Genomic DNA, 24,473 nt, shown 5'->3' with positions numbered 1-24,473 from the left:
GCCGTACCGGGCCCTTCGGCGATCCGGGGGCGTGTGCGGCGTATCGGACGAACCGAACCGGGGTAGCCGTGCGTCAGTCCTTGCGGGGCGGCGGCCGGATCCGGCGGCCGCCCCGCGGTCAGGGGGCGGGCGGCCGGACGGGCGCCCGGTGTACGTGTTCCTGCTGACCAGGGCGGCGCCTCACGACGGCGTCCCGGTGCGCGCCGCGGTGGCCTGCCCGGGCGGGCGAGGGGATGCCCGCCGTGGCGGCGACGTGGTCGAGGTGGTTGTCGGTGTCTGCATCCCGTCGTGCGCTGCGGCGCTCCGAGCCGTACCTGCCCGCGGAGGGCGGGCCCGGGCTGCGGGAGGTGCTGCCCGGGTTCGCGGTCCTGGCGGCGGTTGTCTGCGTCCCGCTGGCCGGGCTGGGGTGGCTCTACCGGCGGTTCGACGTCCTCGGGCTCGTGGCGGGCGTCGTGGTGCTCCTCGTGTTCGCCGTGCTCCTCACCCCGGGGGCGCGGGCGGCGCTTCGCCGCCGGCGCGGGGTGTACACGGCCGCGGAGTTCGCGCTCCTGGACGACCACGGGCTGATGGTGGCCACCGAGCGGATGCTGCGCCGGGACGGCTGGGGGGTGCTGCCGATGCCGCGGCGGGGGCAGCCGCGGCTGTACGCGCGGGACGCGCGGGGCCGGCGTCTGGACGTGGTGCTGAGCCTGGCGGGAGCGGAGGCGGCGGCGGACACGCAGTCGTTCTCGACCCGCGTCGCGCCGGCGCCGCGGCCGCTGGACGGGGAGCGGGTGCACCTGGTGGTGGGCAAGGAGGGGCACAGTCAGGACGAGCGGTGGTGGGCGGCGCGGGAGCCGGGGGTGCGGTTGCTCGGCGGGCGGCGGCTGCGCAGGTGGGCGTCGGGGGTGCCGCTGGACGAGCTGGGGGTGCTGGAGCGGCCGGGGACGTGACGGCGCTCACCGGGTGCGGCGGGGCGAAGGGGCTGGTCGACGCGACGGCGGCGGGGATGATCCGCTGCGGAGCCCGCCGGGGAATGCCGACGGCACGACCCGGCGGGCGGGGAGGCGGTTCAGCCCCGGGGCAGGATTGTGCCCAGGACTGAGGGCAGCGGGTACCAGTCGGCGGTGACGATGCTGCCGTGGGCGCGGGCAAGGAGGGCGACGCGGTCGCGGGCCTCGGCCTCGGTGGGGCGGACGCCGTCGATGGCGGGGGCGACGCGGTGGGCGTCGGTCATGATCAGCAGGTAGTGGTTGCGGGCGTACCAGGCGGTGTCGAGGCCGGCCGTCCAGGTGGCGGCGTCGCCGTCGAAGACGACGAACCAGGGGCGCAGGGTGGCGTCCGCGTACCGGGTGCGGGGGTCGCCGGCGGCGGCCTTGTGGACGGCCGGGAACGCGGCCGCCTCGCCGATGCGGCCGGCGGCGGCCAGGTCGCGCAGGCGCGTGGCGTACTCGCGGTCGGTCCAGTAGCGGTCGAAGGGGTTGGACTGCTCGACCGTGCCGGGGATCAGCTCGAAGAGGAACTTTCCGGCGAGGGCGTCGCGGCCGGGCCAGCCGTCGGTGCGGACGGCGTCGTCGAGGGTGGGGCGGTGGCCGAGGAGGTCGGCGGGGCGGTAGAGGGCGTCGCCGAGTGCCGCGCCGAGGAGGGCGTCGAACTCGTCGGGGCCGAGCCCGCCGCGGTCGTTGAAGCCGTCCTTCATCTCGACCTTGACGACGATCGGGCGGTGGCCTGGGTGGGCGTCGTGCCAGGCCTTCATGTCGGCGAGGCAGCCGGCGAGGGACTGGTTGCGGGGCCTGGTGCGGAGCCGGTCGGCACTGGCGGCGTTCTCGCAGTTGTTGTCGTTGGCGACGGGGTTGTCGTGGGCGACCCGCCAGGTGCGGCTGGTGGAGTTGGTCCACACGTCGAGTTCGAGGAGGGCCGCGCCGGAGTCGAGGGCGTCGGCTAAGTAGGGGTAGGTGGTCTTCTCGTAGGCGTTGTGGACGCCGACGGAGGTCGTCGCGCCGAAAGAGGGGGCCGGGGCCGCGGAGGCCGAGGGGGCGATCAGGGCCGTCGCGGCGGCGAGGGCCAGGGCGGTCGGGGCGAGTCCGGACATGCGCATGTGGATGCCGCCTCACGGTGGGGGTCGTGAACGGGCAGCAGCGTAGGGTGCCAAGCCGGGCGTGAACATGACCAGAACGCGTACAAAGGGGGACGGCGTGCCGTACGAGACGCACATCACGCTGCGCGAGGTGGAGGACGGGGATCTGGCCGTCTTCTTCGAGCAGTGGAACGAGCCGGAAAGCGTCCGGATGGCGGCGTTCACGCCCGAGGACCCCGCCGACCGGGGCCGGTTCGACGCGCACTGGGCGCGGGTGCGGAAGGACCCGGCGGTCGTGGGGCGCACGGTGCTCGACGGCCGGGGGCGGGTGCTCGGGCACGTGGCCGTGTTCGGTCCGCCCGAGGAGCGGGAGGTGACGTACTGGATCGGCCGTCGGTGGTGGGGCCGCGGGGTGGCGACGGCCGCGCTGCGGGCGCTGCTCGCGCAGGTGCCGGAGCGTCCGCTGCACGCCCGTGCGGCGGCGGACAACGCGGGGTCGGTGCGGGTGCTGGAGAAGTGCGGGTTCGTGGTCACGGGGCACGAGCGGGGGTTCGCGCACGCGCGCGGAGAGGAGATCGACGAGGTGGTGCTGGAGTTGAGCGACTGAGGTCCCGCAAGGGAGCGGGGGGCGTCCGACCGTCGGACGCGATGAAGGGTTACCTCACTTGCTGACATATGCTCCGGGCAGGACACCCGTCCGGCTCGCGCACGGCCGGGGGGTGGCATCGACCGGGTCCGGGACGCGCGGAGGCATAAGCGCGGGTTATGAGCCCATAGATCGCCGCTCCCTACCCGGGGTGCGGCGCGCGGGATTGTCTTGAACCACCTGTCCGCGTTGCCTGGAGGAACGTCCCGCATGTCTCGTCCCCTACGTGTCGCGATCGTCGGTGCCGGTCCGGCCGGTATCTACGCCGCGGACGCCCTGATGAAGTCCGAGACCGCCCAGGACCCGGGCGTCTCCATCGACCTGTTCGAGCGGATGCCGGCCCCCTTCGGCCTGATCCGGTACGGCGTCGCGCCGGACCACCCGCGGATCAAGGCGATCGTCACGGCCCTCAACCAGGTGCTCGACAAGCCGCAGGTGCGGCTGTTCGGCAACGTGGACTACCCCGGTGACATCACCCTCGACGAGCTGCACGCGTTCTACGACGCGGTGGTCTTCTCCACCGGCGCGATGGCCGACCGGGCGCTCGACATCCCCGGCATCGCGCTGGAGGGCTCCTACGGGGCCGCGGACTTCGTCTCCTGGTACGACGGGCACCCCGACGTCCCCCGGACCTGGCCGCTGGAGGCGGAGAAGGTCGCGGTGCTCGGGGTGGGCAACGTCGCCCTGGACGTGGCGCGGATCCTCGCCAAGACGGCCGAGGAGCTGTTGCCGACGGAGATCCCGCCGAACGTCCACGCCGGTCTGCGGGCGAACCGGGCGCGCGAGGTGCACGTCTTCGGGCGGCGCGGTCCCGCGCAGGCCAAGTTCAGCCCCATGGAGCTGCGGGAGCTCGACCACTCCCCCACCATCGAGGTCATCGTCAACCCCGAGGACATCGACTACGACGAGGGCTCGATCGCGACCCGGCGGGGCAACAAGCAGGCCAACATGGTCGCGCAGACCCTGGAGAACTGGGCGATCCGCGACGTCGGCGACCGCCCGCACAAGCTGTTCCTGCACTTCTTCGAGTCCCCGGAGGAGATCCTCGGCGAGGACGGCAAGGTCGTCGGCCTGCGCACCGAGCGCACCGAGCTCGACGGCACGGGGAACGTGAAGGGCACGGGGAAGTTCACCGACTGGGACGTGAGCGCCGTGTACCGGGCGGTCGGCTACCGCTCGGACGAGCTGGCGAAGCTGCCGTTCGACGTGGAGACCCACACCGTCCCGCACGAGGCCGGCCGGGTCCTCGCCGCGGACCGCACGCACCAGAGCGGCGTCTACGTCACGGGCTGGATCAAGCGCGGCCCGGTCGGCCTGATCGGGCACACCAAGGGCGACGCCAACGAGACCGTGGCGTGCCTGCTGGAGGACCACGGCACGGGCCGGCTGCCCGGCGCCGCGCAGCCCGAGTTGGAGGCCGTGCCGGCGTTCCTGGCCGAGCGTGGGGTGCGGTACACGACGTGGGAGGGCTGGTACCGGCTCGACGCCCACGAGCGTGCGCTCGGCGAGGCCGAGGGCCGGGAGCGGGTCAAGGTCGTCGAGCGCGAGGACATGGTCCGGCACAGCGGGGCCTGACGGGGCGGCGGCCCGACCGCCGTCGTCCGCCGGTGAATTGCACGAGGGGCGGCGTGTCACGACACGCCGCCCCTCGGCGTTCCCTGGGGCGGTCGGGGGTCAGCGGCCCGCCTGCAGGGCCGTCCAGGTGCCGGAGCCGGCGATCCCGTCGACGGCCAGGCCGCGGCTGCTCTGGTAGTCGCGGACGGCCGTGGTGGTGCCGGAGCCGAACTGGCCGTCGATGCCGACGGTCCGGCCCAGCGCCGCGGTCAGCGCGCGCTGCAGGCGTTGGACGTCGGCGCCGGAGGAGCCGGAGCGGAGCACCGGCTTGGTGCCGGCCGAGAGCAGCGCCGTCCACGAGGCCCGGCCGATCACGCCGTCGGCGGTGAGGCCGCGGGCGCTCTGGAAGGCCTTGGTGGCGTTGACGGTGTTGGTGCCGAAGGCGCCGTCGACCGCGCCGGCGGAGAAGCCCTGGGCGTTGAGGAGGCTCTGGGCGGCCTTGACGTGGTCGCCGGTGGAGCCGCTGCGCAGGGTGGGGTAGGACGTGAAGTTCAGGTTGACCGTCCCGCCGCCGGTGGAGCCGCCGACGAGCTGCATGTAGTACGACCAGTTCCAGTTCGGGCCGGGGTCGGTGTGGTCGTTGCCCGGGACCTCGGCGTGGCCGACGATGTGCGCCCGGTCGCGCGGGATGCCGTAGCGGTCGGTGAGGTGGCGGGTGAGGGCGGCGGAGGAGCGGTACATGGCGTCGGTGAACCACGCCGGGTTGTCGACGTAGCCCTCGTGCTCGATGCCGATGCTGGAGGCGTTGGCGGAGCGGGCGTGGTAGGCGGTGTCCTTCTCGCGGACGGACTGGGTGACCTGGCCGTCGGAGGAGCGGATCGTGTAGTGGGCGCTGACGTTGGACGACGGGTTCTGGAACCAGCTGATGGAGCCGGCGTAGGAGCCCTGGGTGACGTGGATGACGACCTGGGTGACGGCGGCGGAGCGGCCGACGGTGTAGTTGCCGGAGTGGGCCGGCGCCCACAGGGCGGGCCCGTAGTCGGTGCTGAGGGTGCCGACGCCGTCGTCGAGGGACGGGGTGGCGGCGTAGCGGCCGCGGTCGGGGGCGACGGACTGGGCGCGGACGGTGATCCGCTCGCCGTCGGGGGTGGTGGCGTCGAGGCCGCCGGCGAGGTGGTCGTAGACGGTGTCGGCGTAGAGGCGGGCGGTGCGGGGGTCCCTGGTGGTGCTGTAGCGGGCGACGGACTCGTACCAGGCGCCCTTGTCCTTGCGGTCCTTCGCGGTGAGGCCGGCGGCGTCGGCGTAGGAGCGCAGGACGGCGGCGGCGCCGCGGATGTTGGTGGCGGGGTCGTGCTTGAGGGCTGTGGCGGAGGCGCCGGTGAGGGCGGCGGCGGTGTCCAGGGTGTGGGCGGTGGGGTTGTCGACCAGGTGCATGAGTCCGTGGCCGCCGGCCTGGCTGGGCAGGCCTTCGTGGTCGTCGAGCCGGGACTCGCCGTAGCCGACGGCGACGAGCAGGTCGCGGGGGACGTCGTACGCGGCGGCGGCGCGGGCGAAGGCGTCGGCGAGCGGCCGGGGGCCGGCGGGGGGCGGGGCGGCGGCCGCGTGGCCGGTGGCGGACAGGACGAGGGCGGTGGCGGCGGCGGTGAGGGCGAGTGCCGCGCGTCTCCACGGTCCGGGGCGTGCGTGCATGGTGGGGGGTCCCTTCGTCGACGTGCCGGTGCGCCGGACATCGGGACCCTGGCCCGGTGGGGCGTACCGGAGTGTGCGGCCTCAATCCAGCCCTAGAGGCATGTACGCGTCAAGCATGGTCATCCCGCCATTGCTGAAAGTTGATGCGCGTAGCGCCAGAGCCGCGGCGGGGTCGGGTCGGCCTCCCGGCCGGAGGTCCGAGGTGCGGCGGGGGCACGGACGGGGCACCGTGGAGGCATGGAACGGATACCCATCGTCGTGTACCCGCCGTCGCCCGAGGGCGGTCGCCGGGTGCGGGCGGACGGAGAGGTGCTCGGCGTCGCCCGGGACACCGCGGACGTCGCCGAGTTCCTGCGCCGGGCCGGTCTGGAGGGGGTCGACGCGGAGGACGTCGGGCGCTCGCCCCTGATCGAGTGGCGCGGGGGCGGGCCCGAGGCCTGGCCGACGCCGTGGTGAGCGGGCGGAGGGCCGAGGGGCGGTCGGCCGGCAAGGGTGCCGGGCGGGTGCGCGGGGTGCTGCGCGACGCCCGGCGGGGCGCGCGTGCGGCGGGGTTGGTCTACGGGCTGGGGCGGCGCAGCGGGCGTCTGGAGGAGCGGGTGCGGGCATGGGTGCGGCGCGTCCGGCGGTCGCGGTGACGGAACTCTGACGCCGGGACGTCCGGGCCGGGGTCCGGCAGGCTGCGGGGTGCACGCCGGTGTCCTCACCGGGCGCGGCGGTCGAGGACCGGTTCTCCGTCGTCTCCGGGGCGGACGAGTTCCGCGTCGCCCGCGAGGGCGTCGGCGATCGCCGCGACGGCCAGGTCGAGGCGCCCGGCCGGCGGCATGGGCGGCGGGGTGCCGGCGACGGCCCGCTCGGCGAAGCCGGTGTCCAGGTGGCCGAGCCTCGCCTCGACGACCCGCACGCCGCGGCGGCGCTGCTCGCGGCGTACCGCCTGCAACCAGGCGGTGAGCGCGGCCTTGGAGGCGCTGTAGTCGGCCATGCCGGGTTGCGGACTCGCGGCGACGACGCCGGTGACGGCGAGGACCGCCCCGCCCTCGGGGAGCAGCGGAAGCGCGGCCCGGAACAGGGCGGTGGGGGCGAGCGCGTTCACCGCCTGCAGGTGCTCGGCGACCGCGTCCGTCACCTCGTGGGCGGGGCCGAAGGCGGCGGTGCCGAAGGCGGCGACGACGGCGTCGAGCCCGCCGAGGGCCTCGGCCGCCCAGGGGGCGAGGGCGGCGCAGGCGTCCAGGTCGTACGCCTCGAAGGTGCGGGTCGGCACGGGGCCGTGGGCGGCGCGGCGGTCCGCGAGCTGGGCGAGGCGGGCCTCGTCGCGGCCGGCGAGCGCGAGGCGCGCCCCTCGGGCGGTGAGGGCGTCGGCGACGGCCCCTCCGATGACGCCGGTCGCGCCGGCGAGAAGGATCCGGGATCGCGCGAGGTCCATGGGGTGCTCCGTTCGGCCGGGGGTGGTCCGTGGAGTTCTTCACCACGGAGCACGCCCGCCGATGCACCCGACGGGCCGCACCACTCGAACGGGGCAGGGTGCGGCAGGGCGGCGGTCAGGCGTCGGGCCAGGGGCGGGCCTCGGCCGCCCAGACGAGGAGGCGGTGAGGGCTGCCCTCCACGCCCTCGCGGAAGGCGGCCTCGTAGGGCTCCTCGCCGATGAGGGCGCGGGCGGTGGCCTCTCCGCGTTCGCGCAGGGGGGCGACCTCGGGGGTGCCGCGCTGGGGATGTCCGACGGCCTCCCAGAACTGGTGCCCGGCTCCGCAGGCGCGGGCCGAGGACTCCCCGTCGCCCTGTTCGGCGCAGGCGACGGACAGCAGGTCGAGACCCATCGCGATGCCGAACCGGTCCCCGATGCGCCGCTTGGCGTCCAGCGTCGCGCGGGCGTGGGCGACCGCGGCGGTCGCGCGCTCCTGGAACAGCGCGATCAGGGCGAGCTGGTAGTCGACGTAGGAGCGGGTCCAGTACTCGCCGAGCGCGACGCAGCGGGCGCGCAGATCCTCGGCGTGGCTCCGGGCCTGGACGAGGTGGCCGGCTCCGGTCAGGGCGAAGACCCGCACCAGGGCGCACAGCGCCTCGCCGGGCGAGCTGAGGGTGAGGTCGGGGCCGGGGTCGTGGGCCGCGCCGGGCGGCGCGTCGGCGGGGAGCGGGGGGAGGAACTCCTGGGCGACGGCCAGGGCGGTGAGCGGGCGGCCGTCGAGGAGTTCGACGAGCCCCTGGAGGTAGGCGGCGCGCCGGATCTCGTCGGGTGCGCCGTCGGCGAGCGCGGCCTCGCGGCAGGTCTCGGACAGGGCGCGGCCCTCGTCGTAGCGCCCCTGGAGGATGTGGATGAGGGCCCACACCCACAGGGCGCGGGTGCGGGCGGGCCCGGGCTTCTCGGTCAGCGCGAGGGCCTGCTGGAGGTAGTGGCGGCCTTCGTGGAGGTGGCCGCAGCAGACCCAGAAGAAACCGACGAGACCGGTGAGTGCGACGGCGTCGTCGGGCCGGCGGGTCATCAGGTGGCGCAGGGCCGCGCGGACGTGCGGGTAGAGGGCCTCGACGCGGTCGTACCAGTAGGCCTGTTCGGGGGTGAGCCAGGCGGCGTCGGCGCGCGCGACGACGTCGAGGACGTGGGCGGCGTGCCGGTCGGCGGTGGCCTGGCGTTCGCCGAGCTCGTCGAGCCACATCAGGCCGTACTCGCGGATGGTGTGCAGCATGCGGAAGCCGTCGTCGCGGCCGATGAGGACGGACTTCTCCGCCAGCCGGTGGGTGGCGTCGATGACGTCGGCGTCGTTGAGCGGCCAGGCGGACGCGGTGGCGCGGGCCGCCTCGGCGTCGAAGGCGGCCGGCAGGAGGGCCAGGCGCGCCCAGACGAGGCGTTCGGTGGGGGTGCACAGCTCGTGGCTCCAGCCGACGGCGGTGCGCAGCGCCCCGTGCCGGGGCGGGACGGACTCCCGGGAGGGGGCCTCGACGTCGAGGACGGAGCGGTCGCGCTGGGCGACGGCGGCGAGCGGGAGGTGGCGTAGCTGGGCGGCGGCGAGTTCGAGCGCGAGGGGGACGCCTTCGAGCTGGGCGCACAGGTGGTCGGCGGTCGGCCGGTCGCCGGTCGTCAGGGGGTGTCCGGCGGCCTCGGCGCGGTCGGCGAAGAGGGCGTAGGCCTCGTCGGCGTCGCGCAGGGGGGCGAGGCGGATGACGTGCTCGCCGCGCAGGCCGAAGGGCTCGCGGCTGGTGGCCAGCACGGTCAGGCGCGGGCAGGCGGTGAGAAGCTCGGCGACGAGTGCGGCGCAGTCCGCGAGGACGTGCTCGCAGGAGTCGAGGACCAGGAGCAGATCGCGCTCGCCCACCCAGGAGCACAGGGCCTCCATCGGGAGGCGGGGGGTGTGGTCGGAGAGGTCCAGGGCGTCCGCCACGGTGGCCGGGAGGAGGGACTCGTCCTGGAGCGGCCAGAGATCGGCCCAGCACACGCCGTCCTCGGCGCCCTCGTCCAGGGCGGTCACGGCGTGCAGGGCCAGGCGCGACTTCCCCACCCCCGCCGAGCCGACGATCGTGACGAGCCGGCTGCCGCTTAACGCCGCCGCGATGTCGGCCAGTTCACGGGTTCTGCCCACGAACGAGGTCGTGTCCTCCGGAATGTTCTTCAGCACCGCACCAGTCTCCCCCCGTCGGGCCCGCGGCGATCCCGAACCCCTCGATGTGCGTTGTCTCCTCCCCTCGCCTTCGCCGGCCGCCACGCCCGCGGATGCACCCTGGCGGCCGGCGCGGCGGGGTCGGGTGGCAGTCTGGCCGCATGAGCACACACGACGTGACGCCCGGCGGGGTCCTGTACGGCTGCATGGGCCTGGGCGGCGGCTGGGACGCCGAGCCCTACGGCAGCAGGGAGATCGACGAGGCGGCGGAGGCGGTCGGGGCGGCCCTGGAGAGCGGGATCACCGTCTTCGACCACGCCGACATCTACCGGATGGGCAAGGCGGAGGCCGTGTTCGGGGAGGTGCTGGCGCGGACCCCGGGGTTGCGGGAGCGGATCGTCCTGCAGACGAAGTGCGGGATCCGGCTCGCCGACGAGGAGCGGCGCGGGCTGTACGACCTGCGCGGGGAGGCGATCCGGCGGCAGGTGGCGGGGAGCTTGGAGCGGCTGCGGACGGACGTGATCGACGTGCTGCTGCTGCACCGCCCCGATCCGCTGGCGGACCCGCGGGACGTGGCCGCCGCGCTGACCTCGCTGCGGGCGGAGGGCGTGGTGCGGGAGTTCGGGGTGTCCAACATGAGCGCGGCGCAGATCGCGCACCTGCAGGCGCACCTGGACTTCCCGCTGGTGGCGAACCAGTTGGAGATGAGTCTGGCGCGGCGGGACTGGGTGGAGTCGGGCGTGCTGCTGAACACACCGGCCGCGGTGGACAACGGTTTCCCGCACGGGACGGTCGAGGCCTGCGTCGCGCGGGGGGTGCGGCTGCAGGCGTGGGGCGCGCTGGCCCAGGGCCGCTTCACCGGACGGGCGTCCACGCCGGCCGAGCGGGCGACGACGGCGCTGGTGGCGGAGCTCGCCGAACGGAAGGGCACGACACCGGAGACGGTGGTGCTGTGGTGGCTGCGGCGCCACCCGGCGGGGATCGCGCCGGTGATCGGGACGGCGAACCCGGAGCGGATCCGCGCCTGTCGTGACGCGGCGACCCGGGAGCCGGAGCTGACGCACGAGGAGTGGTACGAGCTGTGGGTGACGGCGCGGGGGGCGGATCTGCCGTGACGCCCGTCGGCCTCACGCGTTCTGGCGTCCGCGGGTGAGGCGGTGGAGCGGGTCGACGGGACGGCGGGGGCCGAAGTAGGAGGTGGGGCCGAGGCTTTGGGCCGTCGAGGCGGGGCGCGGGGGCGCCGGGGCGTCGCCGGTGGTGTGCATGGCGGAGAACGTGCGGCGCATGCGCAGCGCGTCGGTGGATTCCGCGAGGAGTTCGTACTCGGTGGTCTCGTCCTGCCAGCGCAGCTCGACGAGTTCACCGTCCATCAATCGCTCTCCGATCAGTTCCTGGCCCTCGCGGTCCTCGCTCCATGACCGGATCCGGTCGGGGACGCCCCACATCTCCTGGCCGGTTTCCGTCAGCGCGCCCGGCGGCAGCCACGCCTCGTCGGGCCGCGGGTCGAGCCGCGCCGCGAGCCAGGCCGCCCGGTCCCGCAGCCACCACAGCGCCAGCGGCAGCGAGGGGGCGCGGTAGGTCCCCAGCGGCACACCGATGCGGGCCCCGCCGCTCACACCGTAGGCGGTGATCTGACACAGGATTTCGTGGTGCACGGTCTCGGGCCAGCCTTCACGTCACGGAATGATCGTCTCCTGGACTACGTGCTCAAGTGCTCAATTATGTGCGCGCGGCAATCATCCGGAACTCATGGTTCTCGCCAATTCCCTCGCATATGCGCGAGGAATAGTTGGCCGGATTTCTTCGGCTCAGGCCAGGGCATTACTTTACGGGTCGGTAACCGGCGGTAAAGCGAGAAGATCGCATTCCGATTGAGGGGGGCCAGGATCGGACATATGGTGCGAACCATGTACCCCATGCTCGATTCCGAGGCCCTGGCCGCGCTGCGCCGGACCCGCCCGTATCCCGCCGTGACCCTGCTGATGCCCACGCACCGCCGTGAACCGGAGAACGCCCAGGACCCGGTGCGGCTGCGCAACCTGCTGGCCGAGGCGAAGGACCGCCTCGCGCACGACCCCGGCGTCACGCGCGAGGCGCGCGCCGACGTCACCGAGCAGCTCGACCGGGCGGTGGCCGAGGTCGACCTCGTGCACGCCGAGGACGGCCTGGTCGTCTTCGCCGCGCCCGGTGAGCACCAGGTGTGGCGGCTGGGCCGGTCGGTGCCGGAGCGGGTCGTCCTCTCGGACACCTTCCTGACCCGCAACCTCGTCGCCGCCTACGCGGCGGAGCGCCCGTACTGGGTGGTGGGGCTCGCCGCGGACCGGGTCTCGCTGTGGAGCGGCGTGACGGACCGGGTGCGCGAGTCGCAGGAGGGCGCCTTCCCGCAGGAGCGCAGCCTCCAGCCGCAGGACGTGGAGCGCGAGGAGCGGGTCGGGAACGTGCCGAGCACCTTCTCGGACGAGACCACCCGGCAGTTCTTCCGCGAGGCCGCCGACGCGCTCGCCGCGCTGCTCAGGACGCACCGGCGCCCGGTGTACGTGGTCGGCGACACCGCGGCGCTGGCGCTGTTCGACGAGGTCGGCACGTTCGACCGGCAGGCCTTCGTCCACGTCACGCAGGGCGGGGTCGCGGCCGGGCCCGCCGACAAGGTGTGGCACGCGGTCCGGCCGCTGGTCGAGGAGCGGGAGCGGGAGGCGGTGGGCGCGGTGCGCGAGGAGCTGGACCGCGCCCGCAGCCGGCGCACCTTCGCCGCCGGCATCGACGAGGTCTGGGAGAACGTGCAGGCCGGACGGGTCGCACTGCTGGCGGTGGAGGAGGACTACCGGGAGACGGTGCGCGAGTCGGACGGCCACCTCGTCCCCGCGGAAGCCGACGACCTCGACGCGCTGCACGACATCGTCGACGACATCGTGGAGCGGGCGCTGGACACCGGCGCGGAGGTGTGGACGCTGCCGACGGACTCCCTCGCCTCGTCCGGGCGGATCGCGAGCTCCCTGCGGTACTGAGGCCTTCCCGCCCGTTCCCGACGCCTTGCCGCCCGTTCTTCCCCTCCCGCACGGCCCGCCCGGCGCCGTGCGGGCCGCCCCAGAACTGGAGAGGACACCCATGACGACCTCACGCCCGAACGGCCCCCTCCCCCGCCGCCGGTGGGCCGCGCTCGCGCTCGCCGTGCTCGCGACGACCGGCGGGTCGGTCGCGCTCACCTCGTGCAGCGACGACGGGGGGAACGACACCGAGAGCGCCACGTCGGTCAGCGCCCGGCCGTCCGCGCCGGACACCTCGTCGTTCTCGGGCGAGCCGCCGTCGGCGCTGGCGTCGAAGGAGGCGTCGAAGCGGGCGTCGGCCTCCGCGCGGGCGGAGTCGGCGTCGGCGGCCGCCTCCAGCTTCGAGGCGTCGGTCTCCGCGGAGACCGAGCGCAGGAACCGGGCGGCCGCCGCGGAACTGGAGGAGGTGGACGGCCGGGGGAACGCGCTCGACGACGTCACCGTGACGGGCAAGCCGCGGGTCGAGACGGGAGACGTGCGCGTCGCCGTCGTCACCATCGTCAACCGGTCCCCGGGGATCGCCTCGTACGCCGTGCAGGTCGACTTCCGCGACGCCGACGGGAAGGTCGTGGAGTCGCGGACCGTGGGGGCGGAGGACCTGGAGCCGGGCGACCGGGCGCAGCCGGTGGCCGTCAGCAGGAAGCCGGGCGACCAGAGCGTGTTCGCCGTGGTGGCGAAGGCGCAGCGGTACTGACGGCCGGGGGCGGCGGCGGTGACGGCGGGACCGTCGCGGGCCCATTGATGTGCCACAACGGGGCAGACGGGGAGACAAGCCCCACCGAAGGAGATGTGCTGCATGCCGATCGAGACCAGGAACCCGGCCACCGGAGAGCTGCTCAGGTCGTTCAACCCGCTGGGTCCGGACGGGATCGAGGAGCGGCTGGCCCGTGCCGCGGCGGCGTTCGAGGGATACCGGCGGACGTCGTTCGCCTACCGGGCCGAACTCGTGCACCGGGCCGCGGACCTGCTCGACGAGGAGCGGGACGCGATCGCCCGCACGATGTCGCTCGAGATGGGCAAGACGGTGGCCGCCGCACGCGCCGAGGCGGCCAAGTGCGCCAAAGCGCTGCGCTGGTACGCCGACCGCGCGGCCGACCTGCTGGCGGACGAGCACCCGCGGCAGGAGGACGTCGAGGACTCCGGCGCGGCGGCGGCCTACGTCCGCTACCGACCGCTGGGCGTGGTGCTGGCGGTGATGCCGTGGAACTTCCCGCTCTGGCAGGTGGTCCGCTTCGCCGCGCCCGCGCTGATGGCCGGCAACGTCGGGCTGCTGAAGCACGCCTCGAACGTGCCGCAGACGGCGCTGTACCTGGAGGACCTCTTCCGCCGGGCCGGCTTCCCCGACGGCTGCTTCCAGACGCTGCTGATCGGGTCGGACGCGATCGAGGCGGTGCTGCGGGACGAGCGGGTGGCCGCGGCGACGCTGACCGGGAGCGAGCCGGCCGGGCGGTCGGTGGCGTCGATCGCGGGTGACGCGATCAAGAAGACCGTCCTGGAGCTGGGCGGCAGCGACCCGTTCGTGGTGATGCCGTCGGCGGACGTGGCCAAGGCCGCCGAGGTGGCGGTGACCGCCCGCACGCAGAACAACGGGCAGTCGTGCATCGCGGCCAAGCGGTTCGTCGTGCACACGGACGTGTACGACGAGTTCACCGCCCGGTTCGTCGAGCGGATGGCGGCGCTCACCGTCGGCGACCCGCTGGCGGAGTCCACGGACGTCGGCCCGGTCGCCAGCGAGCAGGGGCGCACCGACCTGGAGGAACTGGTCGACGACGCGGTCGGCCGCGGTGCGCAGGTGCTGTGCGGCGGGCGGCGGCCCCCGGAGCAGGCGGCCGGGTGGTTCTACGAGCCGACGGTGCTGGCCGGGATCACTCCGCAGATGCGGATCCACCGGGAGGAGGCGTTCGGGCCCGTGGCGACGCTGTACCGGGTGGCGGACGTGGACGAGGCGGTCGCCGTCGCCAACGACGTGCCGTTCGGGCTGTCGTCGAACGTCTGGACCGAGGATGCGGAGGAGCAGGCGCGGTTCGTCGCCGACGTCCAGGCCGGGGGCGTGTTCTTCAACGGGATGACGGCCTCGCATCCGGCGCTGCCGTTCGGCGGCGTCAAGCGGTCGGGGTACGGGCGGGAGCTGTCCGCTCACGGGATCCGGGAGTTCTGCAACGTGACGACGGTGTGGCACGGGACGAAGCCGGCGTAGGGGTCCGATCCGGGAAGGGGGTTCCGTACGGCCGTAGTGGTATACCACTATGAGGGCGTCAACGACGTCTTCCCGAGGAGCTCCCCCCGTGTGTGAACAGCACGCTGCCGCCCCGCCGCCCGCCTCGCTGACCCGGCGCGGTGTCCTCGCCACCGCCGTCGCCCTCGCCGGGGCCGGGGCCGGCGCGGACCGGGCGGTGGCCGGTGGCCCTGCGACGTCCGGTGTCCGTGAGACGCCCGGCGGAACGCTGGTGGTCGAGAACGGCACCCTGCTCGACCCGCTGACCGGGCGCGTCATCGAGGACGCGGTCGTCGTGATCGTGCGCGGCCGCGTCGAGGCGGCCGGAAGCCGGGCGGACACCGCGGCCGCCCGGCGGGCGGCGGAGGCGGCGGAGGTCGTCGACGCGGACGGCGGGTGGGTGCTGCCGGGCCTGGTGGAGTCCCACATCCACCTGAACACGCTCGCGGAGGCCCGCGACGCGCTGTCGTACGGGGCGACCACCGCCCGCTCCGGGTCGACGAACTTCTACCAGGACATCGGCGTACGGGCGCTCGCCCGTGCCGTCCCCGGTCGCGCGCCGACGCTGCGCGCGGCGGGTCTGTTCGTGACCCCCGACCTCGGGGACGGCATCCTCGCGGACCCCGAACTCGCCCCGCTGGCACGGGAGCGGAACGGGGTGCGGTCGGCGGACGCGCTGCGGCACCTGGTGCGGACGAACGTCGCCCGCGGGGCCGACGTGATCAAGACGCGGGTCAACGAGCGGGCCGGGCTGCCGGAGCAGGACCCCACCGTGCAGGTCTACAGCCGGGAGCAGCTCGCCACGGTCGTCGCCGAGGCGGGTCGCCACGGCAAGCAGGTGCTGTGCCACAGCTACGCCGAGCAGGGCATCCACGACGCGGTCGTCGCCGGGGTCAGGAGCATCGAGCACGGGGTGTACGTGGGCGAGCGGACGCTGGTGGAGATGAAGCGGCGCGGCACGTACTTCACGCCGACCCTGGCCGCGATGGCGGGGATGGCCGAGAGCTCCGACCCGGTGCTCGCCGAGCGCGGCAGGACGTACCTGCCGGTCGTCCGGCGGGCCGTGCGGGCCGCGAAGGAGCTGGGGGTGCCCGTCGCGGCCGGTACGGACTCCTCGGGCGGGACGGTCAAACCGATCGGCCGCGAGGTCGAACTGCTGCGGGCGGCGGGGCTTCCCGCGCTGGACGCGATCCGCAGCGCGACGACGGTCGGAGCGCGACTGCTCGGTCTCGAACGGGAGGCGGGGCGGCTCCTGCGCGGGTTCCGCGGTGACGTGGTCGTGGTGGACGGCAGCCCGCTGGACGACGTGACGGTGCTGAAGAAGCCGCGGGTGGTCGTCAAGTCCGGTGTGCGGTACGCCGACTGAGAGTCGCCCCCCGGGGGGGGCGTCCGCCTCCGCTCCCCCGGGGTCGCTCGCTCAGGCGCCCGGATCGGTCTCCGTGCCGCACCCTGCCCAACGGGCGCGTGTTCCGCCGGGTCGGCGGCCGGTGAGCGGCAAGGCGGTGGCGCGGGGGCGATCTACTGTGAGGGCGGCAATCGGATCTCGGACAGGAGCCGCGGTGACCGCAGACGGATCGGTGGGCGAGGGGCGTGCGAGCCTGCGGGACCGGGCGTACGAGACGCTGCGGCGGCGCATCGTCGAGGTGGAGCTGCAGCCCGGGCAGCGGCTGGTCGAGCGGGACCTCGCGGCCGAGTTGGACGTGTCACGGGTGCCGCTGCGGGAGGCGCTGCGGCTGCTCGCGGCCGAGGGCCTGGTGGTCGTGGTGCCGCACCGGGGCACGCTCGTCGCGCCGTTCACCCCCGGGGACGTGCGGGACCTGTTCGACGTGCGGGAGACGCTGGAGGCGCTGGCGGCCCGGCTGGCCGCCGAGCGGCACGACGCGGCGGGGCTGGCCCGGCTCGGCGAGCGGCTGGAGGTGGCGAGGGCGGCGACCTCGGCCGGGGACCGGCCGGGGACCGCCGCGGCCAACGCCGGGTTCCACCGGGACATCGTCGAGCTCGCGGCCAATCCCCTGCTGTCGTCGATGATGCGGCCGCTGGAGGCGCGCACCCACTGGCTGTTCCGGCTGACGGCGCAGCGCGATCCGGCCCGGCAGTGCGTCGAGCACGGGGAGTTGTACGAGGCGATCGCCGCCCGGGACGCCGACCGGGCCGCGGCGTTGGCGCACGCGCATGTGGCGGACGGACGGCGGACGAGTCTGGAGCTGGCCGCGGGGTGGTCGCGCGGCGAGGTTGATCCGGCGGCGGTGGCCGCCCGGCGGAGGAGGAGGCGGGCGGGATGAGGTGCGCCCCGGGCTCCGTGCGGAGCCCGGGGCACGCCTGACGTGTCGGATGTACGGGGCGTCAGTCGTTGTTCACGAGTGAGGCCGCGTAGTCGGGGACGAAGTCGCCCGGTTTGCCGAGGCAGCCGTCGGACTCGCCCGGGAGCTTGATCCAGAGGTACGCGTCGATGCGGTCCTCGCCGGTGGTGAGGGTCGGCGGCTGCCCGAGGGCGCGGCCCTGCGGGTCGCACCACTGGCCCGCGGCGGGGGCACCGTTGCCGTTGCGGCTGGTGTCGATGACCGCGCCGAGGTCCGGGTCGCCGAGGGCGTCGAGGATGGCGCGGGTGTAGGCGGTCTCGTCCTCGGTGGTGTGGAAGTTGGCGACGTTGCTGTAGACGCCGTCGGCCTCCGTGACGCCGGAAGCGCGCAGCGCGGCGGCCTGCTGCTCGGCGGGGTGCCAGCCGGAGTGGCCGCCGTCGAGGTAGACGCGGGCCTCGGGGTTGGCGGCCTTGAGGGTGCGGGCGGCCTCGGCGAGGGCGGTGTAGCGGGCCTGCCGGTCGCCCTCGGGGAGGCAGTCGGCCAGGGCGAGCGAGTCGGGTTCGAGGATCACGACGGCTTCGGAGTCGCCGAGGCCGGCCGCGAAGTCCCGCACCCAGGCGTTGTAGGCGGCGAGGTCGGGGGCGCCGCCCCGGGAGTGGCCGCCGCAGTCGCGGTTCGGGATCGCGTAGACGACGAGGACGGGGACCTGCTCGGCCTCGGCCGCCGCGGAGGTGATCGCGCGGACGTCGGCGGTGATCCGGCCGGGGTTGTACTCGGTGAACCACATGGCGGCGGGCTGGTGGGCCAGTTCGGCCTCGATGGCGGCGCGGCGGGGGTCGTCCGGGTTCGCGGCGATCCAGTCGAGGACCTTGGCGGACGGCGGGCGGAAGAGTTCGGTGAGGGTGAACTCGGAGGATTCCCCACCACCCGTTTCCGGGTCCGGGCCGGGTTCGGTCCCGGGGTCGACGATCGGGCCTGTCCCCCAGTCGGTGCCGGGGTCGTCCCCGGTGTCGGTGGGCGGGGCCCACGGGGGAAGGGGGATGGCCTCGGGCGGGGTGGGTTCGCCGGAGGGTTCCGGCGGCGGTGTCCCGTGGTCGGACTGCCCGTGGCCGGGTTGTCCGTGGCCGCCGTGCTGGTCGTGGCCGTGGTGGCCGTCGTCGTGATGGCCGTGGTGCGGGTGGCCGGAGTGGTGTGCCGGGTCGGTGGCCGTGAAGCTCACCGACTGCGTGGCGGACGGCGGCAGTTGGACTGCCGGCGGCGCGGAGACGGCGACGGCCGTACCGAGGGCGGCGGCGGTCGCCGCGGCGAGCGTGCAGCGGCGGGCAACGCTGTTCAGTAAGCGTCGACGGGGGTGGGGGCGCGGCAAGGGGATCTCCTTCTCCTGGCGTCGGACGCGGGCATCGATGGCATGGGCCGGATTCCCGTGAGAAGGCGAGACAATCAGAATTCCCGTGCGTCGTGGAACAGATGGGCGGGGAATTCCGAGAGGAATTCCCCGCCCGTTTCCGTCCGTCACCTTCCGCTTTTCCCCACCGGTCGACCGCGACTCGGTGTTTCGGTGGCGGCGGACCGTTCCGGATGGGAATCCGTCACGCGGAGCCCCGGCGACGGCGGCGCACGGTCCACAGGAGGAGCAGCCCTGCGGCCGCCGCCGCGAGGGCCGTCGGGATCGCCAGCAGGGTGCCGAGGCCGGAGTCGGCGAGGCCGCCGGGGGTGGCAGGCGAGCTGGGCGCGGGCGGCGGGGTGGCCGACCCGGTGGGGTCCGAGGGCTCGGGGGCGGGCGTCAGGGTCGGGGTGGGCTCGGGGGTGGGGCTCGGTTCGGGCGTGGGGCTCGGCTCGGGGGTGGGCGTGGGCTCCGGGGTCGGCGTGGGGGTGGTCGGCGTAGGCGTAGGCGTCGGCGTGGGGGTCGGCCGGTCGACCGGGACGGTGACGGTGCAGGGGAGCTCGCCGGTCGCCGAGGTGCGGCAGCCCGTCCCCGGGATGGTCGAGTCGACGGCGTTGCGCAGGACGTCGTCCCCGCCGCGCTCGGCGCGGGTGGTCACGGAGTACGTGACCGTCGCCGAGGCGTTCGGGGCGAGGTCGCCGGTCCACGTCAGCGTGCCCCCCGCGACCGCGGCCTCACCGGACGTGGCCGTGACGTCGTCGTTGTACACGGCGTCGTCGAGGACGTCCTCCAGGTCGTCCGTGAGGTCCGCCGGCAGCAGCGGCACCCTGCCGGTGTTGGTGGCGGTGACGGTGTAGCGGACGGTGCCGCCGGGTTCGGACCGTGCGGGGGTGGCGGTCTTGGAGAGTTCCAGCTCGGGGTCGAGCTTGTCGACGGCGACGGTCGCCGTGGAGGGGTTGGACTTCACGTCGGAGCCGCCGGGGTTGACGGCCGAGGCGGTCGCGGTGTTGTCGAACTCGCCGGTGAACGAGTCGTTCACGGTGATCACGTGGGTGCCCGTGCAGACCATGGACGCGGTGGGGGTGCCCGCCTCGCCGAGGTCGGTGCGCGGGCAGACGATGTCGCTGATCTCGGGGTCCTGGACGGTGACGTTCTGCAGCGGGGTCTCGCCGGTGTTGGTGACGAGGAACTCGTAGCGGACGGTGTCGCCGACCGCGTACGTCTCCTGCTGCCCTTCCTTGGCCACGGTCTTGACCAGGTTGAGGCGGCTGAGCGGGTCGACGGAGGACACCACGACGTTGCGGATCAGGTGGGTGTCGATGAGGCCGCCGGTGGAGCCGGTGAAGCCGAACTCGTAGGTCGGCGGGGCGGGGTCGGTCATCTGGTGCCGCAGGACTCGCTGGTAGCCGTTGCCGTCGTGGAAGTCGATCTCGACGGTGACCAGGGGCCGCGGGTCGGGGCTCACCGTCAGCCGGACGCGGCGGGCGGCGGTCTCGGGGTCGGCGGTGTCCACCCGGAGGGTGCCGGGGAGGGTGGTGGTCTGACCGGCGGGCGTGGAGCCGTCGGGCCGGATGGTCGAGGCGAGGAAGCAGTAGCCCTCGAGTCCGTTGCCGGGGCCGCGCAGGGTGACGGTGTCGGTGACCTCGTTGAAGCCGTTCACCGGGGACCTGCGGCCGGGCGGGCAGGTGTTGCCGCGGAGCTCGGCGTCGTTGGAGAAGTTGCCGTAGGCGTCGAGGCCGATGCCGAGGTAGCCGCCGACGACGCCGGGGACGTTGTTGCGCTGGGCGTAGCCGAGGGAGCCGCCGTCGCCGCCGGAGCGGGTGAGGTCCACTCCCCCGTCGACGAGGAAGAAGCCGATGCCGTCGGCGCCGTTGCCGCCGTACTGGTACTGGTCGAAGACGACCTGCAGGCCGCCGTTGCCCGGCAGGGGGCGGTTGTAGAGCAGGCCGCCGACGCGGTAGTTGGCGTTGTCGGTGAGCTGGAGCCAGCCGGGGAGGCTGCCGGGTGCGGGGACGGGCGGGGTGGTCTGGTCGATGCCGACGCAGGGGCCGGTGGGGGACGCGCCGGCCGGGGGCGGCGCGGAGGCGCCGGTGAGGCAGACGGAGTCCAGCGGCAGGAAGCCGGGGTCGGCGATCGAGCTGCCCTGGAAGGTCTCGGTCAGCAGCACGGAGCCGGCGGCGGCCCGGGGCCGGGCGTCGACGGCGGAGGCGGGCGCGGAGGGAACGGCGGCGGCGCCGAGCGCACCGGTGGCGAGGCAGGCGAGCAGGGCGCGCAGGGGCGCCCGCCGAGTGCCACGGCGGTGGGGGCGGGAGGGGCGGCCGGTCGGCGGGGACGTCGTGGTCACGTCGACATTCCGCCACCGGACCGTTCACGAACCGTGACATCACATGCGATGACACGCCGCAGGTGGGTCCACCTGGCGCACCCGCCGGCCCCCGGCCGGTCTCAGGAGTGGGCGGGGGCCGGGCAGCCGGGTGGGACGAAGCAGGCGGTGATCGTCTTGCCGTCGCGGGCGGGGTGGTGCTCCCAGCTGTCGGCGAGCGCGTCGACGATCGCGAGACCGCGGCCGCCCTGGGCGGAGAGGTCGGCGTCGCGCGGGGTGGGCGGTCGGGGGCTGGAGTCGTGGACGCTGACGTGCAGGCAGGTGCTGTCCCAGGTGAGCACGAGCTGGGCGTCGCTGTGGGCGTGCACGTGCGCGTTGGTGATCAGCTCGGAGACGCTCAGGAGGACGGAGTCCACCGTGTCGGGGGCGTCCGCCGTCCAGTCCAGCGAGGCGAGGTGCTCGCGCGCCCAGTGCCGGCCCGCCCGGGCGCCCCGGGAGGCGGGGAAGGAGCGGGCCCAGCCGACGGCCCGCAGGGTGGAATCGGTCATGGACTTGGGTCCCCTCGATCGGTTCGGTGCCGCTTCGGGCCGCGGGGCCGTCGGGCGCGTCTTCGACCGTCTACCCGGCCTCGCGGTCGTTATCGGCGCCGCCCCCGGCCGTGTCCCCGGCCTCCGCCGGCCCGCGGCGGCCTCAGGCGGCCGGGACGGCGCGCAGCCGGCGGCCGGCGGCCGGCCGCTCGACGACGCGGACCTGGTACGTCGTCCGCGCCTGGTCCCGCAGCGGGGGTCCGAGGGCGATGCGGCCGGCGGCGTGCAGCGCGTCGCAGGCCTCCGTGGGCAGGGCGGCGTAGCAGTTGCCGCGGCCGGTGGCCGGGTCGTAGGGGATCCAGTGGCTGTAGCGGCGGCGGCCGTTGTCGTGGACGGTGAGGAAGACGGGGGCGCCGGGCTCGGCCAGGGTGCGCAGGGTCGCGTTCTCCTCGGGAGACATCGGGGCGTGACCGCGGGGGAAGGTGAGGATCGTCACGGGGGTCTCCCTGGGGGTGCGGGGCCGGGCGCGGCGGCGGTGTCGGGCGGGGCGTCTCGGGGCGGGTGTTTCCGGGCAGGGTGGATCATCGTCGCGGGGTTCGGGTGCCCCGTTCGCCCGCCGATCAACGGACGAAGTGCGAGCAGTCTGCCCCCGACCACTGACAACGGCCCCCTTCGGGCCTCCCGCGGCGGGCTCGGCGGCGCGCGGGGGTCGTCGCGGCTGAGATGATCGGGGGATGTCGACACGCATCATCGCCGCATGTGACGGAGCCTCGAAGGGCAACCCGGGTCCGGCCGGCTGGGCCTGGGTCATCGCCGGACCGACGGGCGAGCCCGAGCGCTGGGCGGCCGGTCCGCTGGGCCGGGCCACCAACAACGTCGGCGAACTCACCGCGCTGGAGCGCCTCCTGGCCGCCGTCGCCCCCGGCACGGCGATGGAGGTGCGGATGGACTCGCAGTACGCCATGAAGGCGGTCACCCAGTGGCTGCCGGGCTGGAAGCGCAACGGGTGGCGGACCTCGGGCAACAAGCCGGTCGCCAACCGCGAGCTCGTCGAGACGATCGACGCGCTGCTCGGCCAGCGGGACGTGTCCTTCGTGTACGTCCCGGCGCACCAGGTGGGCGGGGACCCGCTGAACGCGATCGCCGACCAGGCGGCGAGCGACGCGGCGACCGGGCAGAGCGCGGCGGGCTCGGAGCGCGGCGACGCCCTGCCGGTGCCGTCGCCGACCCGTGCCGCGCCCGCGCGGGGCGCGGCGAGCGGGGGCGGCCGGGCCGGTTCGGGGCGCTCCGCGCCGCGGAAGGCGGGCGGGGCGCGCACGCTGAAGGCGAAGTACCCCGGACGTTGCGCCCCGTGCGGGCGCCCCTACGCCGCCGGGGCCACGATCTCCAAGCTGGACGAGGGCTGGGGCCACGAGGAGTGCCGCACGGGCGCGTGACCGGCGGGTGGGGGCCGCGAGCGGGACGCGGCCGACGGCCGATGCGCGAAGCCGCGCGCCCGTGCGGCGGGCGGCCCGGCCCGCCGCTCCCCGTGGCGACGGCCTGCGGCGGGCGGCCCGGCGCACAGTCCGTGCGCACATGCCGCAGGCCAACCGCCCTTTGCGGAACGCTGCTTGCCGATTCAAGAAGGTCGGTCCCGGCCATTCCGGTCTTGTCGCGGAGCGACTACCTTGCGTGCCCAGACGTCACTTCAGACCGCAGCCGTCGCACTGATGCTCCCGGGCGGATTCCCATGTCGCGCGCCATCTCCCTGCACCAGCTCTCCAAGACGTACGGCCGCTCCGTGCAGGCGGTCGACCGGGTGTCGATCGACATCGACCCGGGCGAGTTCCTCGTGCTGCTCGGGCCCTCGGGGTGCGGCAAGTCGACGGTGCTGCGCATGATCGCGGGCCTGGAGGACATCACATCGGGCGAGCTGCTGCTCGACGGGGAGTACTCCAACCACCTGCCGCCGGGGCAGCGGGGCATGGCGATGGTGTTCCAGAACTTCGCCCTGTACCCGAACATGACGAGCCGGGGGAACATCGGCTTCCCGCTGCGGTTCGAGGCCCCGGACGAGGACAGCGGCCCGCGGGTCGAGGCGACCGCGCGGATGCTGGGCATCGGGGACATCCTCGACCGCTACCCGGCGCAGCTCTCCGGCGGCGAGCGGCAGCGGGTGGCGATGGGGCGCGCGATCTCGCGCCGGCCGTCGGTCTTCCTGATGGACGAGCCGCTGTCGAACCTGGACGCGAAGCTCCGCAACCACCTGCGCTCCGAGATCGCCCATCTGACCCGGGAGTTGGGCGTCACGACGGTGTACGTGACGCACGACCAGTCGGAGGCGATGTCGCTGGGCGACCGGGTGGCCATCATGCGCGGCGGGGTGCTCCAGCAGGTGAGCCGGCCGCGGGAGGCGTACGGGCTGCCCGCGAACGTGTTCGTGGCGGCGTTCATCGGGACGCCGCGGATCAACCTGCTGCAGGCCGTGGTGCACGCCCCGCTGGGCGGTCCGATGGTGATCGACCTGGGCCGGCAGCGGTTGCGGCTGCCGCAGCCGCTGAGCACGGACCACCAGTTGCTGCGGATCCAGCAGGGCAGGCAGCTGGTGGTGGGGCTGCGGTCGGAGGCGGTGCGGATCGCGCCGCCGAGCCAGGCGGGGCCCGGCGAGGTGGCCATCAGCGGGCTGGTGGAGCACATGGAGTACCAGGGGCACGAGGCGCTGGTGCACCTCAACACCGGGTCGGTGCCGGCGGTGGTGCCCGATCTGGAGTCGCCGCGGCCCGCGGAGCAGCGCCGGCGGCGCAGCGCGCCGTCCGGGGGCCTGCTGACCCGGCTGAAGGAGCGGACGGTCACCCAGCTCGCCCACACGCTGCCGCGGGCCGAGGAGCCGCCGACGGCGCATGCGGGGGGCCCGCACGACCCCGACCGGCCGCGGCTCTCGGCGAGCGACCTGGTGGTGCGGACCGGCCCGGACCTGCGGCTGCGGACGGGGGCGCAGGTGCCGCTGCTCGTCGACCTGGCGCACCTGTACGTCTTCGACCACCACGGGCGGCGGATCTGCCCGGCGCCGACCGAGCAGCCGGGGTTCGACATGGACCCGGCCTGACGCGGGCCCGCTCCGACGCGGGCCCGGGCCGGCCGTGCCCCCGCCCCACGCGGGCACGACGACGCG

Annotated in this window: 21 protein-coding genes; 12 read left to right on the top strand and 9 right to left on the bottom strand. The window is 74.8% G+C overall.

Annotation, left to right across the window (positions count from 1 at the left end):
* Positions 1–272 precede the first annotated feature (272 nt).
* The gene (locus tag ACFWEG_RS19955; RefSeq protein WP_387216839.1) at positions 273–932 is read left to right on the top strand and encodes a hypothetical protein; all 660 of its coding nucleotides are present in this window, start codon (positions 273–275) and stop codon (positions 930–932) included.
* A gap of 119 nt (positions 933–1,051) precedes the next feature.
* Here ACFWEG_RS19955 and ACFWEG_RS19950 read toward each other — a convergent pair whose 3' ends face one another.
* Positions 1,052–2,077: a phosphatidylinositol-specific phospholipase C domain-containing protein gene (locus ACFWEG_RS19950; RefSeq protein WP_387216837.1), complete on the bottom strand. Its 1,026-nt coding sequence runs from the start codon at positions 2,075–2,077 to the stop codon at positions 1,052–1,054.
* 97 nt (positions 2,078–2,174) lie between these two features.
* Between ACFWEG_RS19950 and ACFWEG_RS19945 the strand changes: the two genes are divergently transcribed.
* Together ACFWEG_RS19945 and ACFWEG_RS19940 are read left to right on the top strand one after the other, a co-directional pair.
* Entirely contained in the window at positions 2,175–2,663 is a 489-nt protein-coding gene (locus tag ACFWEG_RS19945; RefSeq protein WP_387216835.1) for a GNAT family N-acetyltransferase, read from the top strand.
* Positions 2,664–2,912: 249 nt separating this feature from the next.
* A complete protein-coding gene (locus ACFWEG_RS19940) occupies positions 2,913–4,277 on the top strand; it encodes an FAD-dependent oxidoreductase (RefSeq protein WP_387216833.1) in 1,365 nt (454 codons plus the stop codon).
* Between the two features lie 99 nt (positions 4,278–4,376).
* Here ACFWEG_RS19940 and ACFWEG_RS19935 read toward each other — a convergent pair whose 3' ends face one another.
* On the bottom strand, positions 4,377–5,945 hold the full coding sequence (locus ACFWEG_RS19935) for an N-acetylmuramoyl-L-alanine amidase (RefSeq protein WP_387216831.1): 1,569 nt from the start codon (positions 5,943–5,945) through the stop codon (positions 4,377–4,379).
* A 237-nt stretch (positions 5,946–6,182) separates the two neighbouring features.
* Between ACFWEG_RS19935 and ACFWEG_RS19930 the strand changes: the two genes are divergently transcribed.
* Positions 6,183–6,401, top strand: coding sequence for a hypothetical protein (locus tag ACFWEG_RS19930; protein WP_387216829.1), 219 nt, complete (start codon positions 6,183–6,185; stop codon positions 6,399–6,401).
* 244 nt (positions 6,402–6,645) lie between these two features.
* Here the strand turns inward: ACFWEG_RS19930 and ACFWEG_RS19925 are convergent, their stop codons facing one another.
* Positions 6,646–7,365, bottom strand: a complete 720-nt coding sequence (locus ACFWEG_RS19925; protein WP_387216827.1) for an SDR family NAD(P)-dependent oxidoreductase — start codon at positions 7,363–7,365, stop codon at positions 6,646–6,648.
* Positions 7,366–7,480: 115 nt separating this feature from the next.
* On the bottom strand, positions 7,481–9,547 hold the full coding sequence (locus tag ACFWEG_RS19920) for an ATP-binding protein (protein WP_387216825.1): 2,067 nt from the start codon (positions 9,545–9,547) through the stop codon (positions 7,481–7,483).
* A gap of 143 nt (positions 9,548–9,690) precedes the next feature.
* On the opposite strand from ACFWEG_RS19920, the gene ACFWEG_RS19915 reads away from it, so the two are divergent.
* Positions 9,691–10,644 carry an aldo/keto reductase family oxidoreductase gene (locus ACFWEG_RS19915; protein WP_387216823.1) on the top strand — a complete coding sequence of 318 codons (954 nt, stop codon included), beginning with the start codon at positions 9,691–9,693 and terminating at the stop codon, positions 10,642–10,644.
* A gap of 12 nt (positions 10,645–10,656) precedes the next feature.
* Here ACFWEG_RS19915 and ACFWEG_RS19910 read toward each other — a convergent pair whose 3' ends face one another.
* On the bottom strand, positions 10,657–11,184 hold the full coding sequence (locus ACFWEG_RS19910) for a hypothetical protein (RefSeq protein ID WP_387216821.1): 528 nt from the start codon (positions 11,182–11,184) through the stop codon (positions 10,657–10,659).
* Positions 11,185–11,436: 252 nt separating this feature from the next.
* Between ACFWEG_RS19910 and ACFWEG_RS19905 the strand changes: the two genes are divergently transcribed.
* From ACFWEG_RS19905 to ACFWEG_RS19885, 5 genes are all read left to right on the top strand, one after another.
* Complete coding sequence (locus ACFWEG_RS19905) at positions 11,437–12,534, top strand: chemotaxis protein (RefSeq protein ID WP_387216819.1); 1,098 nt, start codon at positions 11,437–11,439, stop codon at positions 12,532–12,534.
* A gap of 100 nt (positions 12,535–12,634) precedes the next feature.
* Positions 12,635–13,267 carry a hypothetical protein gene (locus ACFWEG_RS19900; RefSeq protein ID WP_387216817.1) on the top strand — a complete coding sequence of 211 codons (633 nt, stop codon included), beginning with the start codon at positions 12,635–12,637 and terminating at the stop codon, positions 13,265–13,267.
* 102 nt (positions 13,268–13,369) lie between these two features.
* Positions 13,370–14,770, top strand: coding sequence for an NADP-dependent succinic semialdehyde dehydrogenase (locus ACFWEG_RS19895; RefSeq protein ID WP_387216815.1), 1,401 nt, complete (start codon positions 13,370–13,372; stop codon positions 14,768–14,770).
* An 88-nt stretch (positions 14,771–14,858) separates the two neighbouring features.
* On the top strand, positions 14,859–16,154 hold the full coding sequence (locus tag ACFWEG_RS19890; protein ID WP_387216813.1) for an amidohydrolase family protein: 1,296 nt from the start codon (positions 14,859–14,861) through the stop codon (positions 16,152–16,154).
* Between the two features lie 193 nt (positions 16,155–16,347).
* Positions 16,348–17,070, top strand: a complete 723-nt coding sequence (locus tag ACFWEG_RS19885) for a GntR family transcriptional regulator (protein ID WP_387216811.1) — start codon at positions 16,348–16,350, stop codon at positions 17,068–17,070.
* Between the two features lie 61 nt (positions 17,071–17,131).
* Here ACFWEG_RS19885 and ACFWEG_RS19880 read toward each other — a convergent pair whose 3' ends face one another.
* From ACFWEG_RS19880 to ACFWEG_RS19865, 4 genes are all read right to left on the bottom strand, one after another.
* Positions 17,132–18,454, bottom strand: a complete 1,323-nt coding sequence (locus ACFWEG_RS19880; RefSeq protein WP_387216809.1) for a glycoside hydrolase family 6 protein — start codon at positions 18,452–18,454, stop codon at positions 17,132–17,134.
* A gap of 223 nt (positions 18,455–18,677) precedes the next feature.
* On the bottom strand, positions 18,678–20,816 hold the full coding sequence (locus tag ACFWEG_RS19875; protein ID WP_387216807.1) for a hypothetical protein: 2,139 nt from the start codon (positions 20,814–20,816) through the stop codon (positions 18,678–18,680).
* A gap of 101 nt (positions 20,817–20,917) precedes the next feature.
* The gene (locus tag ACFWEG_RS19870; protein WP_387216805.1) at positions 20,918–21,343 is read right to left on the bottom strand and encodes an ATP-binding protein; all 426 of its coding nucleotides are present in this window, start codon (positions 21,341–21,343) and stop codon (positions 20,918–20,920) included.
* Positions 21,344–21,485: 142 nt separating this feature from the next.
* The gene (locus ACFWEG_RS19865) at positions 21,486–21,818 is read right to left on the bottom strand and encodes a hypothetical protein (RefSeq protein WP_387216803.1); all 333 of its coding nucleotides are present in this window, start codon (positions 21,816–21,818) and stop codon (positions 21,486–21,488) included.
* 238 nt (positions 21,819–22,056) lie between these two features.
* Between ACFWEG_RS19865 and ACFWEG_RS19860 the strand changes: the two genes are divergently transcribed.
* Complete coding sequence (locus tag ACFWEG_RS19860) at positions 22,057–22,758, top strand: ribonuclease H (protein ID WP_387216801.1); 702 nt, start codon at positions 22,057–22,059, stop codon at positions 22,756–22,758.
* Positions 22,759–23,051: 293 nt separating this feature from the next.
* The gene (locus tag ACFWEG_RS19855) at positions 23,052–24,407 is read left to right on the top strand and encodes an ABC transporter ATP-binding protein (protein WP_387216799.1); all 1,356 of its coding nucleotides are present in this window, start codon (positions 23,052–23,054) and stop codon (positions 24,405–24,407) included.
* Positions 24,408–24,473 lie beyond the last annotated feature (66 nt).

The organism is Streptomyces sp. NPDC060194 (assembly GCF_042728285.1).
In the GTDB taxonomy this organism is placed as follows: domain Bacteria; phylum Actinomycetota; class Actinomycetes; order Streptomycetales; family Streptomycetaceae; genus Streptomyces.
This window is presented reverse-complemented; position numbering and strand designations above follow the sequence as displayed.

Coding starts and splice junctions, on each gene's coding strand:
- ACFWEG_RS19900 (WP_387216817.1), top strand. CDS start 12,635: ATGACGACCTCACGCCCGAACGGCCCCCTCCCCCGCCGCCGGTGGGCC.
- ACFWEG_RS19905 (WP_387216819.1), top strand. CDS start 11,437: ATGTACCCCATGCTCGATTCCGAGGCCCTGGCCGCGCTGCGCCGGACC.
- ACFWEG_RS19870 (WP_387216805.1), bottom strand. CDS start 21,343: ATGACCGATTCCACCCTGCGGGCCGTCGGCTGGGCCCGCTCCTTCCCC.
- ACFWEG_RS19855 (WP_387216799.1), top strand. CDS start 23,052: ATGTCGCGCGCCATCTCCCTGCACCAGCTCTCCAAGACGTACGGCCGC.
- ACFWEG_RS19930 (WP_387216829.1), top strand. CDS start 6,183: ATGGAACGGATACCCATCGTCGTGTACCCGCCGTCGCCCGAGGGCGGT.
- ACFWEG_RS19915 (WP_387216823.1), top strand. CDS start 9,691: ATGAGCACACACGACGTGACGCCCGGCGGGGTCCTGTACGGCTGCATG.
- ACFWEG_RS19925 (WP_387216827.1), bottom strand. CDS start 7,365: ATGGACCTCGCGCGATCCCGGATCCTTCTCGCCGGCGCGACCGGCGTC.
- ACFWEG_RS19940 (WP_387216833.1), top strand. CDS start 2,913: ATGTCTCGTCCCCTACGTGTCGCGATCGTCGGTGCCGGTCCGGCCGGT.
- ACFWEG_RS19895 (WP_387216815.1), top strand. CDS start 13,370: ATGCCGATCGAGACCAGGAACCCGGCCACCGGAGAGCTGCTCAGGTCG.
- ACFWEG_RS19860 (WP_387216801.1), top strand. CDS start 22,057: ATGTCGACACGCATCATCGCCGCATGTGACGGAGCCTCGAAGGGCAAC.
- ACFWEG_RS19935 (WP_387216831.1), bottom strand. CDS start 5,945: ATGCACGCACGCCCCGGACCGTGGAGACGCGCGGCACTCGCCCTCACC.
- ACFWEG_RS19950 (WP_387216837.1), bottom strand. CDS start 2,077: ATGCGCATGTCCGGACTCGCCCCGACCGCCCTGGCCCTCGCCGCCGCG.